The organism is Marinobacter sp. EN3 (assembly GCF_000475315.1).
In the GTDB taxonomy this organism is placed as follows: Bacteria; Pseudomonadota; Gammaproteobacteria; order Pseudomonadales; family Oleiphilaceae; genus Marinobacter; species Marinobacter nauticus.
Window position 1 is genome coordinate 72,847 of record NZ_AXCC01000063.1, and the last position, 16,972, is coordinate 89,818.

Sequence of the window (16,972 nt, forward strand, 5' to 3'; positions counted from 1 at the left end):
GGCAGGCGAAATGGAATCATGGGAAGAACTCTTCGCTGCGCTGGAAGCGTTTGACGAGGAACAAGCAGAACAAAAACGAAAGGGATTGAATGACTTCAATCTGCTCAGCTCGGTTCTGTCCGTCAATGATGAAGTCCGGCTTCATACCCGGTTTATCTATGCTCTGCTGAATCCGAAGGGGAAGCATTATCAGGGAACGCGGTTTCTGGAACTCTTCCTGGAGGCTATCGGACGACAGGATTGGCTGGATCCGACATCCGTAACCGTGCTGAAAGAACATTGTCCGGATGGCCAGGGAGATCAGATTGACCTGTGGATAACCGATGGTAAACGTCAGATCGTTGTCGAAAACAAACTCAATGCGCAGGACCAGCCCCGGCAGGTTGCGCGTTACCTTGAGGTGATTAATGCCACGGATCCGGCACAGGCAGACGAAACGCTGTTTATTTACCTGACTAAAAATCGACAAGCCCCCTCTGCCTTTGGTTTGGGTGGGTTAACGGTTTGTCATCGGACATCCCGTTTGCTCAACACCAGCAGTCAACCGGTCGCTCACTATCAAAATCTCAGTTACCGGAAAAATACTCAACAAGACAGCATTCATACCTGGCTAGAGTCATGCGTTAACGCTGTTGACCGGCAATCTCACATCGCTTGGGCGTTGCGGGATTATCAAGCAGTGGTAGAACGGGCAACGAAGGAGTATGTGAGCAAGGTGAAAACGCTAAAAGACATTCTCGAAGAGGGCATTGCCGAGGGAAAGCGACACCACGAGCAGGCAATCCAGTTGACCAGAGAATTACCTGCCATACACGCAAGTTGGCTTGAACAAGCATTAACAAGCAATCTCGAAGAGCTATTCGAGCCGTTTGTCAGTAAAGGTGACATGACCAGGATTGGGCCGGAAAACGTAGAGTTGCTGAGCCCCTTCGTCCATACCGCTTTTCAAAAAGATGCTTCCGGCCTCCTGTACGCGCCTAGATTTAATTTTTTCCGAGCGGGTAATGGGACGCGTAACCGTGGCGCTTTCTATCGGCTGGAGACCGGGCCATGGGCCAAAGAGGCGGTTCTTATGCTGTTTTACGGCTCCAAGATGCTCCATGTGGGCTGCCTGCTGACAGAGCATGCTGATCGCTCTATAGAGGGCCTGATGCCGACTCTGAAGCTTTCAGAGCCTGCTGCACTGAAAAGCAAGATATTTCCTCGGGTTATGACATACGCCGAAGCCCTTGAGTACCAAGGCATCATCCACCTTGCCGATTTTTCTAACAGCCCACAACGGGGCGTTCTGGGCGAACTTTTAACAGGCTTGAGTTGTGCTGACAGCACGACTTTATCAGGAGGAAACGAGATATGAGCTACGACGCTAACTTCGATCAAACCCGACTAGACCAACTGGCGGAACAGTACTTGGCAGATAATCGAGCAGAAGGGGAAGTGTTTTTTCTGAGTGACTCCGATGATAACCGTCTCGATCATGCTCGTTGGCGATTCGAGGAGGCTGATCACGATTCATTGAAGGATTCCGGCTTCAAAATGCATTTGATGGAGCTGCTGGACACCTTGCTGGTGTATCGCGCCAAACACGATAAACCGAACGCTAGCCAGGGCGTTGTGAAAATACGCGGTAACGACATAACAATCGAGTGGTTACCCAAAAGCGAGTTTGAAGAGCTGCGGGCCGTGTAATCAGGCTAAAACAAACGTTGAATAGTAGTAACAGAACAAAAAAGGATAGTGCCCGTTATGAAAGCGACAGAAGCCAAGTTGCTCGACTTCCTGAAGAAGTCGCCACAATTTGTCATTCCGATCTACCAGAGAACGTACTCTTGGTCTGAACAGCAATGTCGTCAACTGTGGGACGACATCATGCGAGCCGGTACCAACGATGGCATATCAGCACATTTCATCGGCTCGGTGGTCTACATCGAGAAGGGGCTTTATCAGGTATCCAGTCAATCACCACTGTTGGTCATTGATGGGCAACAGCGACTGACTACCACCATGCTGATTCTTGAGGCGCTATCTCGACACCTTGGGGACACAGAACCTTTGGAGGGGTTTTCGGCTAAGAAGCTGCGCAATTACTACCTGCTTAACCCGTTGGAAGAGGGTGAGCGAGCGTACAAACTGCTATTGACTCAGACGGACAAAGAGAGCCTTCTGGCGTTGGTCACGCAGAAGCCGTTACCTGATGACGGTTCTCTTCGAATCCAGGAAAACTTCGAGTTCTTCAATAGCCAAATTGAGCGGCTTAACGGGGAACTGGAAACCCTCTGCCGGGGCCTTTCAAAGCTCATCATCGTTGATATTGCGCTGAGCCGAGACCAGGATAACCCGCAACTCATTTTTGAGAGCATGAATTCCACAGGAAAAGCTCTGAGCCAGGCTGACCTGATCCGGAACTATGTGCTGATGGGACTGGAGCCGGAGCATCAAACTCGGCTCTATCGCGATCATTGGCGTCCGATGGAGGTGGAATTCGGGCAAGAAGGCTATGGCGTTTACTTTGACAGCTTCATGCGCCACTACCTCACGGTTAAAACCGGCGAAATTCCACGGTTAGATGAGGTATACGAGGCTTTCAAACAGCATTCACGTCGCGCCGAAGTGGCGAGTGCTGGTGTCGATTTATTGGTTGCTGAAATACATGCTTTCGCTCGGTATTTTTGTGCGATGGCATTGGGGAAAGAAACAGATAAACAGTTAGGAATGGCATTTAAGGATCTGCGGGAACTCAAAGTTGATGTGGCCTATCCGTTCCTGCTGGAGCTTTACCATGATTACCAACAGGACAATCTGTCCCGAGATGACTTTCATAGCGCTATTCGGCTGATTGAGGCTTATGTGTTCCGTCGTGCCGTTTGTGCCATCCCCACAAACTCGCTGAACAAGACCTTTGCCACTTTTCACAAATCATTGCAGAAGAACCGTTACCTGGAGAGCATCAAGGCTCACCTACTTAGCTTGAAGTCATACCGGCGTTTTCCGAATGACGAAGAGTTCAAAAGGGAACTGGCAGTACGCGATTTATACAATTTCCGCAGCCGTAGCTACTGGTTACGCCGCATGGAAAACTTTGAGCGCAAGGAACGGGTTCCGGTCGACGAATACACGATCGAACACATCATGCCGCAGAATGAAAACCTGCCCTCTGGTTGGAGAGATGAACTAGGCTCGGAATGGAAGCGTGTGCATGAAACCTGGCTGCATACACTGGGTAACCTGACTCTTACGGGCTACAACTCAGAGTACAGCGACCGAGCGTTCATCGAGAAGCGTGATATGCAGGGCGGATTCAAACAAAGCCCTCTACGGCTCAACGAGGGCCTGGGAGCTGTAGAAGCATGGAATGAGGACTCAATTAAGAGTCGGGCCGCCAAGCTGGCCCAGCAAGCGGTGCGGGTTTGGGCGGCTCCGGTATTGCCGGACGAGATCCTCGATACCTACCGCAACGTGGCCGTCAAACCAGAAGCCTACAACCTTGAGGATCACCCTCAACTGGCAAACGGGAGCCCAATGCGCGCTCTATTTGAGCAGCTTCGAAAGGAAGTCCTGGCGCTCGACCCGAGCGTCACTGAAGAGGTCCTCAAGCTCTATATAGCGTTCAAAGCCGAAACGAATTTTGTCGATGTGGTCCCGCAAAAGACCCGTTTGCGACTGTCTCTGAATATGCCGTTTCACGAGTTGAGCGATCCGAAAGGGATGGCTCGTGACGTGACCAACCTCGGACGTTGGGGAAACGGCGATGTGGAAGTAGGGTTAAGTGAGGAATCTGAGCTGGCCTATGTAATGGGGCTCATTCGACAGGCGTTCGAAAAGCAGATGGGGAACGATGCTGATTGAGCAGTGGGAACAGCGCCCCGGCAACTGGGGCGGAAAGTAGTGGCTGGATGATCACATGAGCGAGAGTTCTCCAACAGCGGTCAGGGACTCTCCTGGAGGACTTTCCAATCGCTACACATACCTATCTGATTTGGATAACTTTGAGCTCATTCCATGCGCTCTAATAGGGCGCCTCTTGGAGATATGACCTGCACATACGCTATTAATCTGGATAAGTTGTCGTCGGAATCCCAGTGCGTGAGTTTTCCAAATCAGATGGAACCGATGGGCTTTCAGTCCAGTAACCTCCCTGCCAGCGCTTCTGCGACTGGTGCACCCTAAAGCGCCTCGAAAAAGGCTCGCTGGGCACTTGTTGATGTTATCCAGACTCGACGTTTACTGATATGGCGTGAATGGGGCTATGAAAGGGCCTTCATGAGGCTATTTGGGTTAGCGAGCACCTGGTGCCATTCAGCCCAGCTCGAAACGGCCTCACAAAGGCCTTTCTCAAAGAAAAATGTGTGATTCGAATTCGTACAGTCATCAGTGAATCAAAAAATGCTTCTGAGACCGGAAAATGACTTTCACATGTGAAAGTCATGCAGCTAACTTGATCATTAAATGCACAAATTCCACTCGTGTAAGCCATAATTTTGCGATTATGACGTTCTTTTTCTGGTTTCTTGTGATTTTTATCTATTAATAATCAATGACTTACTAGTCGGCCTCTCCTTTGTGCCCTTTTGGGGCAATTCCGCGGTTCTCCCCTAAGACGAATATTTCCGATGATTGCTCCGATCGATTCACAACCCAACTGGAGTAGTTATGAAGAAACAATCAAACACCACGACTGAGCGTCTGCTGACGTACGAAGAAGTTTGCACCGTTCTGAAGACGTCGCAGGCAACGCTACGCCGCTATGTAAAACAAGGTCGGTTCCCGGCACCTGTGAAGCCGAACCCCCATGGCAGGGCCGTTCGATTTCGCTATCAAGATGTAAAAGCTTGGCTCGACAAGCTGTGAGGGGGCGGAGCTGATGCAATACAAACTTCAAGAAGATGGACTCTATGCCTTATCAGGGGACCATTGGCACCGAGTCGGCGGCTGGATTCAGGTAATGGCTCGCACCAGGCTAACCGACAAACGGCACGGACACGGAGCGTTGCTGGAATGGCAGAATTTCGATGGTGTGAAGCTGCGCGAGGTCGTCTATGCCCGAGATCTCAACAGCGATAATGCCCGACAGGTGCGGGATATGCTGGTTGATACCGGTTATCCATTAACACCAGGGCAGGCAAGCTGGAACCGGCTTCAGCACTATCTGTTGGAGCAGATGGCTCTGGCCGAACCGGCGACGGTGGTTAATCGAACTGGCTGGCACGGCTCTGTGTTTGCAACCAGTAACTGGACTATCGGCTCCGCTGACGAGCCGCACCATTTTGTAGGCCAATTATCAGGCTCTGCGACGTTAGAGGAGTCTGGAAGTCTCAGCGACTGGCAGACTTATGTCGGTCAGCTATGCCGAGGCAACCCGTTAGCAATATTCAGTATTGGTACGGCGCTGGCTGCGCCATTGATTGCGTCTGCTGGGATGGAAAATGGCGCCATCCACTTGGTTGGAGCATCGTCGACCGGAAAGACCACCTTGTTGCAGTTGGCGGCTAGCGTGTATGGGGGAAACCGCTATGTTCGCAGTTGGATCTCAACCAGTAACGGGTTAGCGGCAGTCTCATCAGAGCACAACGACATGTTGCTGCCGCTCGATGAGATCGGAATGGCTCGCCCGGAAGACATCGATACGGCGATCTATCAGATCATGAACGGCTCGGGGAAGTTACGGGCTAACGTCTCCGGCGAGCTGGCCGCAACCTCGCATTGGCGAACGCTGGTGTTGAGTAGCGGCGAGGTCTGGATTGCTGAGCTACTTCAGCAGATCGGTAAACCTTTGCGCGCAGGTCAGCAGATTCGGCTGGTGGAAATTCCTGTATTTGGAGCCCATGGGGCGTTCGATGAACTACACGGTCATAAGCACCCTCAGCAGTTTGTGGACGAGATGAAATCAGCTTGTCAGCGCTACCACGGCACCATAATTCGCGAGTGGATCTCTTTACTGACCGAGCGTCATGACGAGCTGAACAGCTACCTGAGTCACGAAATTGGTCGCCTAAGCGGTATTTGGACACGAGACCAGATGGCATCGCAGGTGCAACGGGTCATCAGGCGGTTTGCGCTCATAGGGGCGGCACTTTGTCTCGGTAGTAGGAATTTCATTCTCCCTTGGAGCGAGGAAGAGTCCTTGGCAGCCGTCCACCGAACCTTGAAGGCTTGGCTGGATAATAGAGGCCACTCCAGAAACTCTGAGGAATTCCGGCTTCTCAAAGCGCTGGAGCGGGCCATGAAAGTCTGGGAGCGCAGTCTCAGTGATATCGAACAAGCGAGTGGCCAGGGGGGATCTGGTTTTCGACGCTTACACGAGGGACGCGAGTTGTGGTTGATCTATAAATCGCACTTCCTAAAGCGGCTCGGGCTGCCGACCCATTACATGAGGGAAGTGGAGGTACTGTTACAGCGCGACTGCCTAGTGAGTAACGAGCGCTCCCGGGGGACCTACAAAACCAGGGTCAATGGAGATTTGCAGCGGTTTTTCGCGCTCAGGCCTGACAAAGTTAGGCGGCAACTTGAAGAACTGGAGAGGATTGAGCATGAGGACTGACACGGTGTTCCCAATTTCCCAGTTTTCCCACTTTGGTTTTGGCGGTGTAGGGGTAGAGTGATGACAGAAAAAGAAATGCTGCAACGAGTGTTGCAGGACATGATGGTTCTCAAGAAAATCATTTTGGACCACATTAATGGCAGCAAGGCCCCGGAGGCCGACAAGGAGATCATGAGTCTTGAAGACTGTGCGGAATACACGGGGCTGAAGAAAAGCACCCTGTACCAGTTAACCTCCCAAAAGAAGATCCCTCACTTCAAGCCAAATGGTCATCGGATTTTCTTTCGCCGTGCAGATATCCTGAAGTGGCTCCAGTCCAATCGGATCGCGACAGCGGACGAGATCGAAAAGGCGGCTGCTCAGCATCTGGTGAGTCACCGAAGACCAGGACGGCGGGGTATATGATGTGGGGCAGGTGTAAAGAGGGGCTGTGAAAGCCCCTCTCATTGCTTAGGCTGCACATTCCCCAACCTCGTCCAGTGTATCCTCAAATATGTCAGGAAAACTCCTCATGGCCTCTGTGCGGCGAGTTTCGAGTATGTCCGCATAGATTTCCGTTGTTCTGAGCTCGCTATGGCCTAGAAGTCGCGACAGCGAGTAGATATCCACACCCCTGGCCAGTTGATTGACCGCAAAGGTATGCCGTCCGGCATGGAAAGTTACACTCTTGGTGATACCCGCGCGCATGACCCATTGTGCCAACGCAACGTTGGTATAGGAGTCATACTTCAGACCCTTGAATACGCGATCACCTGGCTTTCCGCGATTGTCCAGGTTCAACAATCTCACCGCTGAGTCTGGAAGATCCAGGTATTGAAGTGAGTTTCCGGCATTCACCAGCTTCTTCTGCCGGAAAATGATGCGGTAATGCCCATCGGCGAATTCTTCTATCTCACCCCATACCAGCTTGTGGATATCTGACCAACGCAGGCCAGTGGTGCAGGAAAACAGGAAAGCCCGCCTCAGCACGTCATACCGGCATTCGGCTTTGGTCAGAGCCCTGACCTCTTCCAGGGTCAAATACGTTCGTTTGGTGTTCTCCGGTTTGATGGACTTGACCTGTTGAACTGGGTTGTCGCGGACAATGCCGTCCCGATAGGCCTGGTTGAGCGCAGCGCGAACCTTGTTGAAGTAACTGCTGGTCGTGTTCTTGGCCAGTTTGGTACCCGATTTGGTAGTGGCTTCATGCTGAAGGTAATGCCGGAACCCCTCCAGAAATCGTTTATCGACTTGCTCAAAGGTAAGTTCAGACAAACCATGGTAACGGTGCAGGTGGTGACGGGTGGAGATCCAGATCGAATGATTGGATTTGCTTCCGGAAGCTTTCTCGTCAGTCAGCTGATCGAAGTAATCGAAGAAGCTGGCAGAAAGCTTGGTCCGATCATCCAATCCATGTCGTGACGACTCGATTTCCAACAGCCGCTTTGCCCGGATGGCCTCAGCCTTCTGATTCACGGTCTTGTTGTGCTCACGCTCCGCCGGAAGGCGGGGTTTGTCGTAGAGGAACAGGTTCAGGGGTTCATATGAGCGCTTCTGCGCCCGAGAACCGTCCTGACCCGTCTTAGAACCGTGATAGTAGACCAGTCGCAAGGCACGGTGGCCGTTCTTATCTGGTTCGCGTTTCTGGATAGTGATTTTCATGTTTTGCTCCTTTTGTGCTCCGAGTGCTCCGAAAACTTATACTCGGAGCACACACGGAGCAAGAGGGGGCAAAACGGATCAAACTGCCTGCAAAGGAATAGAATGAATTTCTTTATAAAACAGTGATTTATTTGTATTTTATTGGATGCTTTTCGATCTTTTTGGCCGTTTCACTTCCCGATACAGAAACTGCTGAATATCTTACCCAGAAGCTCATCCGGCGTCAGATGCCCGGTGATTTCCCCCAGGGCATCCTGAGCGGCCCGCAGATCTTCGGCCAGCAATTCGCCTGCCCCGTAACCTTCCAGCTGGGTCTGGCCCTGTAGCAGGGAATCCCGGGCACGTTCCAGTGCATCCAGGTGCCGGCGCCGGGCCAGGAAGCCACCTTCGGTGGTGCTGGCAAAGCCGATGCATTCTTTCAGATGCTCACGCAGAACCTCCAGGCCCTCCGCAGCTTTTGCTGCCAGACGAATCACCGGAGCGGTCTGATGCGACTCGGCGCTGATACCCACCGGTTCACCAGACAGATCCACCTTGTTCCGGATCACTGTCACCGGTGCACTCCTGGGCAGTTGATCAATAAAATCCGGCCAGATTTCATGGGGCTCGGTTTTGTCGGTGGTGGTGGCATCCACCATCAGCAAAATACGATCAGCCTGTCGGATTTCTTCCCAGGCCCGGGCAATACCAATCTGTTCCACTTCGTCCGGGCTGTCCCGCAGGCCGGCGGTATCAATAATGTGCAGCGGCATACCATCGATGTGGATATGTTCCCGCAACACATCCCGGGTCGTGCCCTCGATGGCGGTGACAATCGCAGCCTCCCGCCCCGCGAGGGCGTTCAGCAGGCTGGATTTGCCGGCATTGGGCCGGCCGGCAATAACCACTTTCATGCCGTCCCGCAGAATGGTGCCTTGCTGGGCTTCACCGAGAATCTGCTGCACCTGCTCCAGCAGGCCCTGCAAGTCAGAAGCAACTTTGCCATCGGCCAGGAAATCGATCTCTTCCTCCGGAAAATCGATGGCCGCTTCCACGTAGATGCGCAGATGGGTGATGGCCTCCACCAGGTTATCCACACGTTTGGAGAACACCCCCTGCATGGAACGCACGGCACAGCGGGCCGCCTGTTCCGAACTGCTTTCAATCAGATCAGCAATGGCCTCAGCCTGGGCCAGGTCCAGTTTGTCATTGAGAAACGCTCGTTCGGAAAATTCACCGGGCCGGGCCAGCCGGGCCCCCAGGCTGCAGACTTCCCGTAACAGGATATCCAGAATCACCGTGCCGCCATGGCCCTGAAGCTCGAACACATCCTCGCCGGTAAAGGAGTGCGGGTTGGGAAAGTACAGACCGATGCCCTCATCAATCAGCTCTCCCTGACGATCCCGGAACGGGCCGTAGTGGGCGTATCGGGGTTTTGGCTCAAAGCCCAGCATGGTGCGGGCAATGGCCATGGCCCTGGGTCCGGACACCCGGACAATCCCCACCCCGGCCTGGCCCGGGGCAGTGGCGATGGCGGCAATGGTGTCAGTCGCTGGCTGCATCTTGGTTTTCCTGAAATAGAAATGACAAAGGCTCCACAAGGGAGCCTTTGTCAGGTCAGAAGCACTGTTGAATCAGTACTTCTTGCCTGCCGTTTCCGCTTCGATCTTGCGGGTAATGTACCACTGCTGGGAGATCGAAAGAATGTTGTTCACCAGCCAGTACAGAACCAGACCAGCCGGGAACCACAGGAAGAACACGGTGAAGATCAGCGGCATCAGCTTCATGATCTTGGCCTGCATGGGGTCCGGGGGCGTCGGGTTCAGGCTCATCTGGATGAACATGCTGGCGCCCATCAGGATCGGCAGGATGAAGTACGGGTCCATCTGGGACAGATCCTGAATCCACAGCATGAACGGCGCATGACGCAACTGGACACTTTCAAACAGTACCCAGTAAAGCGAGATGAACACCGGCATCTGCACCAGTATTGGCAGACAGCCCCCGAGCGGATTGATTTTCTCGCGCTTGTACAGCGCCATCATTTCCTGGGACATGCGCTGGCGATCGTCGCCATAGAGCTCTTTCAGCCGGGTCAGTTGCGGAGCGACCGCGCGCATTTTTGCCATGGAGCGATAGCTGGTGGCGGAGAGGTGGAAGAACACCGCTTTTACCAACACCGTCAGCAGGATGATAGCGACACCCCAGTTACCGACCAGACCATAGAACCATTCAAGAATGTAGAACAGCGGCAGGGAAATGAAGAACAGCCAGCCGAAATCAACGGTGCGATCCAGGTTCGGAGCCAGAGCTTCCAGCCGATCAATGATCTTGGGACCGACATAAGCAGTGGCGCCCACTTCTGCGGTCTCACCCGGTGCTACCGTCGTGGCAGGATAAACAAAGCCCATAACATGGAGATCGCCCCGTCGGGTGGTCTGGAACTGGGCTTTCTGGTCCCGCTCGGGTACCCATGCGGTCAGGAAGTAATGCTGCAGGAAGGCCAGCCAGCCATTAGTGACCGACTGATTGACGCGCTTCTCTGACAGATCCTCGAAATCGTACTTCTCATACGGATCTTCCGGGGTACTGATCACCATGCCCAGATAAGCCCGGATTCCCATGCTGGCCTGGGAGGTCGGATCCGGCGCCTGATCACGCACGATCTTGCCGGTGAAGTTACCTTGCCATGGGCTTTCTGAACGGTTGTCGATCAGGTAGCTGACATCAATCTGATAGCTGTTGCGGGCCAGATGATAGCGTTTGGTGATGGCTACACCGCTGTCAGTGGTGTACACCAGGTTGATGGTCAGTTCATCTTCCCCTTCCGCGAGCTGGTAACTGCCGGTTTCTGCCTGAAATACCGGAGCTTCACCGGCCTGGCTGCCATCCGGGCCATCGCGACCGATCAGGCCGCTTTCCAGCAGATAGGTGCGGGTGCGGGTATTGGTCAGCAGTTTCAGTGGTTGTTCGCTGTCCAGAGACTCGTCGTATTGCAACAGGGAACTGTCAACCACATTACCGCCTACGCGGTCGATCTTCAGTTCGTAAACATCCGTGGTCACGGTAATAAAACGATCTGCCAGATCTTGATCGCTGTTGGCGGAGGTTGACGCCAGTGAGCCGGTCTCCGGTGTTGCAAACTCTTCGCCGCCTGCGTTGTTATCCTCAGGCAGGATCATGTCATCGGTGCTGTTGGTAGCACTGCTGTCTGAGGAAGATTGCGCCTCGGCAACCTGTTCTGTTTGAGGCTGGTGATAATCCTCGTTCCAGGCAAGTACCATCAGGTAACTGACAATGGCGAGGCCGGCAAACAAAACGATGCGTTGAATATCCATAAACTTAGTGTCTGGTCTGAGTAGTGGAATGAGTGCTTTCTGTCGGATTGCAGGCCTGGCCGGAGCGAGGCGCCGTATTCAGTTCCGTTCCCGGTACCGGATCATAACCGCCTTCTGCCCAGGGATGACACCTGAGTAGCCGGGCTGTTGCCAGGTAACCGCCTTTAAGAGGTCCGTGATGTTGGATGGCCTCGACGGCGTATTGTGAACAGGTAGGGTAATGACGGCAATGGCTGGCCATCATCGGACTGATGGCATACTGGTAGAACCGGATGGGCAAGAGCAGGAGTTGACGCATTACTCCGTACCTCTGGGATTGCCGACGGATTGATCAGGCGTGGACTGCCGGTATTTTTTCTTAACCCGATGCCAAAGATCATTCAGTGAGGAACGGACCGTATCGTTATCCAGCCGATCCAGCCCCTGGCGGCCGAGCACAATGATATCAAGGCCTGGCAGATCTGATTGGAGCCGGAAGGTTTCCCTTACCTGACGCTTGATCCGGTTTCTCTGAACGGCGAGCCGAAGATTCTTCTTGGAGAAGATCAATCCGACCCTGGCGTGTCCCAATGAATTGGCAGAGGCCAGGATCAGAAAATTCCTGTGCGGAACTTTCAGCGTTACGTCATTGAAGACCCTGCTGTAATCCGAAGGTTTCAACAGTCTGTGAGACTTCGGAAACGTCAAGGCCTTCATGAGGCAGGCTTCAGATTACGCAGACAGGCGTGCACGGCCCTTGGCACGGCGACGAGACAGTACCTTGCGACCATTGGCTGTCGCCATACGGGCACGGAAACCGTGAACGCGCTTGCGCTTCAGGACGCTCGGTTGGAATGTTCTTTTCATGGTGATGTTCTCACAAATCGTCGATGGACATTGATCACTGGCTGGAAAATAGACAGCCAAAACAGGAGCGGCATTCTAGTCAAATACCGGTGCAAGTTCAATGGTTATGGTTTGGTCAGGCAAGATTCTGGCATGGGTACTAACCGACATGGCGAGTAATAGAATCTGTTAGGTCTTTTTAAAATTCTTTCAAAGATATTTATTACTGCTGTTAAGCACGTTGATTTCTGTGGATAAGGAAAAATTCATAAAATAAATCAATAATCTGAAGCAATGACAAAGCTTGTGACAGATGCCGGTGAGCTCTGTGGATTTCGTCAGCACGGATTGTGCACAAGTGCGATTGAGGATGTTGAACCGAGTTATGCAAGTATCGGTCAAGATCTTTCTCACAGAGTTGAACCCGGGGTTTACACAGGGTCCTGTGAATAACTTTTTTTCAGGCATTTTCTGTACACAAGCTTGTAGATATGTCTGAAACAATTTGAAAAATATAGGGAAAAGTTTCCACAGGGTGTTTATGACAAAGGTTTCCGGCCTTTTACTGAAGGCCCGTGCGGGTTAGAATCTCCGGTCACTTCAGGCACCGGTGGCGTTGGTTTAACGGTGTCTCATCAGTCAGGTTTTCGGGAGCAGGCGGTCGTGCCGAACAGTATGTGGCATCAATGTCTTGAAGTACTCCGGGATGAGTTTCCCGCACAGCAGTTCAATACCTGGTTGAGGCCCCTTCAGTCTGATCATCGGGAGGGGCAGCTCATGCTGTTCGCTCCAAACCGGTTTGTGATGGACTGGGTCAACGAGAAATACCTCCACCGTATAGAAGAAGTCTTGAAGGATCTGAATGGTGGTCAGGCGCCACGAGTCATGATGAAAGTGGGCTCTGCGCCCAAGCCTGCGGACCCGGTGGTTCGCTCTGAAGTGGCACCGCCGGTCCGGGTCTCGGAAGAAACTGAGCAGACCGTTACTGAAGAAGAAAGAAGTGTTGCCGCTACCGTTTCCGATTCGGCGCCAAGAGCGATGGCCGCTCCGGCACCCAAGGCCCAGACCGAGCGCCGTCCGGTGCAGGTAGAAGGTGATATCAAACACCAGAGTTTTCTCAACGAAACCTTCACCTTCGATACCTTTGTCGAGGGTAAATCGAACCAGCTGGCCCGGGCTGCGTCCATGCAGGTGGCGGAAAACCCCGGTGGCGCCTATAACCCGCTGTTCCTCTATGGCGGCGTGGGCCTGGGTAAAACCCACCTGATGCACGCCATTGGCAACGAGATTGTGCGCCGCAACCCGCGCGCGAAGGTGGCCTATCTGCGTTCTGAACGGTTTGTGGCCGATATGGTCAAGGCACTGCAGCTGAACGCGATCAATGAATTCAAGCGGTATTACCGGTCGGTGGACGCGTTGCTGATCGACGATATCCAGTTTTTTGCCCGCAAGGAACGCTCTCAGGAGGAGTTTTTCCACACCTTTAATGCGTTGCTTGAAGGTGGCCAGCAGGTGATCGTGACCTGTGACCGTTTCCCGAAAGAAATCTCTGATATGGAGGAGCGGCTGAAATCCCGCTTTGGCTGGGGCCTGACGGTGATGGTCGAGCCTCCGGAACTGGAAACACGGGTGGCGATCCTGATGAAGAAGGCGGAACAGGCCAATGTGAAACTCAGCAGCGAGGCCGCGTTCTTTATTGCACAGAAAATCCGGTCAAACGTTCGTGAGCTTGAAGGGGCGCTGCGTCTGGTGATAGCGAATGCTCACTTCACTGGCTCGGAGATTACCCCGCCGTTTATCCGTGAGAGCCTCAAGGATCTTCTGGCCCTGCATGAAAAGCAGGTGAGCATCGATAATATCCAGCGCACGGTGGCTGAGTACTACAAGATCAAGGTCGCGGATCTGCTGTCCAAACGCCGCACTCGCACAGTCACCCGGCCGCGCCAGGTGGCTATGTCCCTGGCCAAGGAACTGACCAACCATAGCCTGCCGGAGATTGGCGACGCGTTCGGTGGGCGTGACCACACCACCGTTCTGCATGCCTGTAAAAAGATTGTTGAATTGCAGGAAACCGATCCCGGTATCCGTGAGGATTATCAGAATTTTATGAGATTGCTGACCACCTGATTGAAGGTGGCCCGTACGAACAACACATACATTCACTTCCGATAACTGAAGCCGAGTGCCATGAAACTGACCATCAGCCGTGAATCACTGATCACCCCGCTGCAAAGCATCGCGGGCGTTGTGGAAAAGAAACAGACCATGCCGGTGTTGTCCAACGTCCTGCTGGAAGCGGAAGACAATACGCTGACACTGACCGGTACCAATATGGAAGTGGAGCTGGTGGCTCGGGTAGCACCAGTCCATGTGGATCAGCCTGGTCGTATCACGGTTCCGGCGCGGAAGTTGGCTGATATCTGCCGGGCTCTGGGGGATGAGGCGCCTATCGATCTGGCACTGGAAGGCGATCGTCTGCATCTGCGTTCTGGCAATTCCCACTTCACCCTGTCGACGCTGCCAGCGGAGCACTTTCCCAATGTCGAAGATGAGCCGGAAAGCTTCCGCCTGGCATTACCCCAGAAAGAGCTCGGTCGCATGCTGGATGCCACTGCGTTCGCTATGGCCCAGCAGGATGTGCGTTATTACCTGAACGGGTTGTTGCTGGAAGTGGATGTTAATCATGCCCGGGTTGTGGCTACCGATGGTCATCGTCTGGCCATGGCCCAGTTCGATCTGGATACCGGGTGTCCGGAGTTGCGGCAGGTTATTGTGCCTCGTAAAGGTGTACTGGAACTGGCCCGGCTTCTGGATGATGAAGAATCGCCGGTTACGCTGGTCATCGGTGACAATCATCTGCGGGCGACGGTGGGCAGCTATACCTTTACCTCCAAGTTGATTGAAGGCAAGTTCCCGGATTACAACCGGGTGATCCCGCGAGGCGGTGACAAAACCGTACTGGCGGATCGTTCAACGCTGAAAAGTACCCTGCAGCGGGCGGGCATTCTGTCGCACGAGAACATCCGTGGTGTGCGCCTGAACCTTTCTCCCAACCAGTTGCAGGTGTTCGCCAATAACCCTGATCAGGAACAGGCTGAAGATGCGTTGCCGGTGGAGTATCAGGGCGAATCACTGCAGATCGGGTTTAATGTAGGCTATCTGGTAGATGTCATGAATGCACTGGATGATGACCAGGTGAAGATTACGTTGTCGAATCCCAACAGCAGTGCGCTGATTGAGGCTCAGAACGACAACCGCTGCCTGTATGTTGTCATGCCGATGCGACTGTAATCAGGTTTGGAGGGCTCTATGGGTGCTGTAACGAATGGAATCAAAGGCGCGTTCAGGATCGGTCAGACCCTGTCTGTGCTTGGCCGCACCGGGGTAAACTGGGTTCGGGGCGATCGGCCCCCTGCCCCGAGACTTTTAAGGCAGACCTTCGAAAGCCTGGGCGCAACCTACATCAAGTTGGGACAATTTATTGCCAGCTCGCCGACCTTTTTCCCGAAGGAATATGTGGAGGAGTTCCAGTTCTGCCTCGACAAGACCCCGAGCCTTCCCTTCAGCGTAATCAAGAAGATCATCCGGGACGAGCTTGGTCGCCCTATTGATCAGGTGTATTCGGAAATTGATCCGGTTGCACTGGCTTCGGCATCCATTGCCCAGGTTCATGCTGCTCGCCTGGTAACGGGTGAAGAAGTGGTGATCAAGGTTCAGAAGCCGGGTGTGGAAAACATTCTGCTGACGGACCTCAACTTCCTTTACCTGTCTGCCCGAATGCTCGAGACGCTGGCCCCGAAACTGTCCTGGACCTCCATGTCCGGCATTGTTGATGAAATCCAGAAAACCATGATGGAAGAATGCGATTTCATCAAAGAGGCCAACAACCTGAAAGTCTTCCGGGAGTTTTTGCAGAATACTCACAATGAAGATGCGACCGTGCCGCGGGTGTACGAGCATTGCAGTACTCGCCGGATTCTGACCATGGAACGTTTCCGCGGGGTCCCATTAACGGATCTTGAGAGTATTCGAGGCTTTTCCCGTGATCCGGAGCGGACATTGATAACCGCCATGAACACCTGGTTTGCCAGCCTGACCCAATGCGAGTTTTTTCACGCAGACGTTCATGCCGGTAACCTGATGGTGCTTGAGGATGGTCGGGTTGGTTTTATCGATTTCGGCATTGTCGGGCGTATCAGACCGGATACCTGGCAGGCCGTGAGTGATTTCATTTCCGCGATTATGGTGGGCAATTTTGATGGTATGGCCGACGCCATGATCCGGATTGGCGTCACCCGGCACACCGTGCGGGTGGACGATCTGTCTGCGGATCTTCAGCGTCTGTATCGTCAGATGGATCGTATGGTTCCGGATGATGTGCCCTATCAAGCGGAACAGGCCGAGGACGACGTGAATAATATCCTGATGGACATGGTAAAGGTTGGCGAAAGTCATGGTTTGCATTTCCCCCGTGAATTCGCCTTGCTGCTCAAGCAGTTCTTGTATTTCGACCGCTATGTTCACATCCTGGCGCCAGAGATGGATGTGTTCATGGACGAGCGGCTAACCATGCTTCATTAACCGGTCTACCGGGGTTTCTAGTACACTAGGGCGATATCGGAAACGGTATCGCCCTTTCTCGTTTTGGTCG

At 53.3% G+C, this 16,972-nt stretch carries 15 protein-coding genes; 9 read left to right on the top strand and 6 right to left on the bottom strand.

Annotated features, from left to right (window positions below; genetic code table 11):
* Positions 1–10: 10 nt before the first annotated feature.
* From Q675_RS34215 to Q675_RS34240, 6 genes are all read left to right on the top strand, one after another.
* Positions 11–1,357 (top strand): PD-(D/E)XK nuclease family protein, encoded by a 1,347-nt coding sequence (locus Q675_RS34215; protein WP_023011903.1) that lies wholly within the window; start codon positions 11–13, stop codon positions 1,355–1,357.
* Entirely contained in the window at positions 1,354–1,689 is a 336-nt protein-coding gene (locus Q675_RS34220) for a hypothetical protein (RefSeq protein WP_023011904.1), read from the top strand. Before Q675_RS34215 ends, Q675_RS34220 begins: the two co-directional genes overlap by 4 nt.
* Before the next feature lie 57 nt (positions 1,690–1,746).
* Positions 1,747–3,846 carry a DUF262 domain-containing protein gene (locus Q675_RS34225; RefSeq protein WP_023011905.1) on the top strand — a complete coding sequence of 700 codons (2,100 nt, stop codon included), beginning with the start codon at positions 1,747–1,749 and terminating at the stop codon, positions 3,844–3,846.
* Positions 3,847–4,650: 804 nt separating this feature from the next.
* Entirely contained in the window at positions 4,651–4,848 is a 198-nt protein-coding gene (locus Q675_RS34230) for a helix-turn-helix transcriptional regulator (RefSeq protein ID WP_023011906.1), read from the top strand.
* A gap of 13 nt (positions 4,849–4,861) precedes the next feature.
* A complete protein-coding gene (locus Q675_RS34235; protein WP_023011907.1) occupies positions 4,862–6,538 on the top strand; it encodes a DUF927 domain-containing protein in 1,677 nt (558 codons plus the stop codon).
* Between the two features lie 60 nt (positions 6,539–6,598).
* Positions 6,599–6,943, top strand: coding sequence for a helix-turn-helix transcriptional regulator (locus Q675_RS34240; protein ID WP_031211711.1), 345 nt, complete (start codon positions 6,599–6,601; stop codon positions 6,941–6,943).
* 45 nt (positions 6,944–6,988) lie between these two features.
* Here Q675_RS34240 and Q675_RS34245 read toward each other — a convergent pair whose 3' ends face one another.
* The 6 genes from Q675_RS34245 to rpmH all read right to left on the bottom strand — a co-directional run bounded on the left by Q675_RS34245 (position 6,989) and on the right by rpmH (position 12,342).
* Positions 6,989–8,179, bottom strand: a complete 1,191-nt coding sequence (locus Q675_RS34245) for a site-specific integrase (protein WP_023011909.1) — start codon at positions 8,177–8,179, stop codon at positions 6,989–6,991.
* Between the two features lie 170 nt (positions 8,180–8,349).
* On the bottom strand, positions 8,350–9,720 hold the full coding sequence (gene mnmE / locus Q675_RS34250; RefSeq protein ID WP_023011910.1) for a tRNA uridine-5-carboxymethylaminomethyl(34) synthesis GTPase MnmE: 1,371 nt from the start codon (positions 9,718–9,720) through the stop codon (positions 8,350–8,352).
* A 72-nt stretch (positions 9,721–9,792) separates the two neighbouring features.
* Entirely contained in the window at positions 9,793–11,496 is a 1,704-nt protein-coding gene (gene yidC, locus Q675_RS34255; RefSeq protein ID WP_023011911.1) for a membrane protein insertase YidC, read from the bottom strand.
* A gap of 4 nt (positions 11,497–11,500) precedes the next feature.
* Positions 11,501–11,794, bottom strand: a complete 294-nt coding sequence (gene yidD / locus Q675_RS38000; RefSeq protein ID WP_011787297.1) for a membrane protein insertion efficiency factor YidD — start codon at positions 11,792–11,794, stop codon at positions 11,501–11,503.
* Complete coding sequence (rnpA, locus tag Q675_RS34260) at positions 11,794–12,192, bottom strand: ribonuclease P protein component (RefSeq protein ID WP_023011912.1); 399 nt, start codon at positions 12,190–12,192, stop codon at positions 11,794–11,796. The genes yidD and rnpA overlap by 1 nt, the downstream gene beginning before the upstream one ends.
* Before the next feature lie 15 nt (positions 12,193–12,207).
* Entirely contained in the window at positions 12,208–12,342 is a 135-nt protein-coding gene (rpmH, locus tag Q675_RS38005) for a 50S ribosomal protein L34 (protein WP_008940054.1), read from the bottom strand.
* Positions 12,343–12,984: 642 nt separating this feature from the next.
* On the opposite strand from rpmH, the gene dnaA reads away from it, so the two are divergent.
* Genes dnaA through Q675_RS34275 form a run of 3 tightly spaced genes read left to right on the top strand, consistent with a single transcriptional unit; the run spans position 12,985 to position 16,902 of the window.
* Positions 12,985–14,448, top strand: coding sequence for a chromosomal replication initiator protein DnaA (dnaA, locus tag Q675_RS34265; RefSeq protein ID WP_031211714.1), 1,464 nt, complete (start codon positions 12,985–12,987; stop codon positions 14,446–14,448).
* 60 nt (positions 14,449–14,508) lie between these two features.
* Positions 14,509–15,612, top strand: a complete 1,104-nt coding sequence (gene dnaN / locus Q675_RS34270) for a DNA polymerase III subunit beta (protein ID WP_023011914.1) — start codon at positions 14,509–14,511, stop codon at positions 15,610–15,612.
* An 18-nt stretch (positions 15,613–15,630) separates the two neighbouring features.
* The gene (locus Q675_RS34275) at positions 15,631–16,902 is read left to right on the top strand and encodes an ABC1 kinase family protein (RefSeq protein WP_023011915.1); all 1,272 of its coding nucleotides are present in this window, start codon (positions 15,631–15,633) and stop codon (positions 16,900–16,902) included.
* The last annotated feature ends 70 nt before the right edge of the window (positions 16,903–16,972 follow it).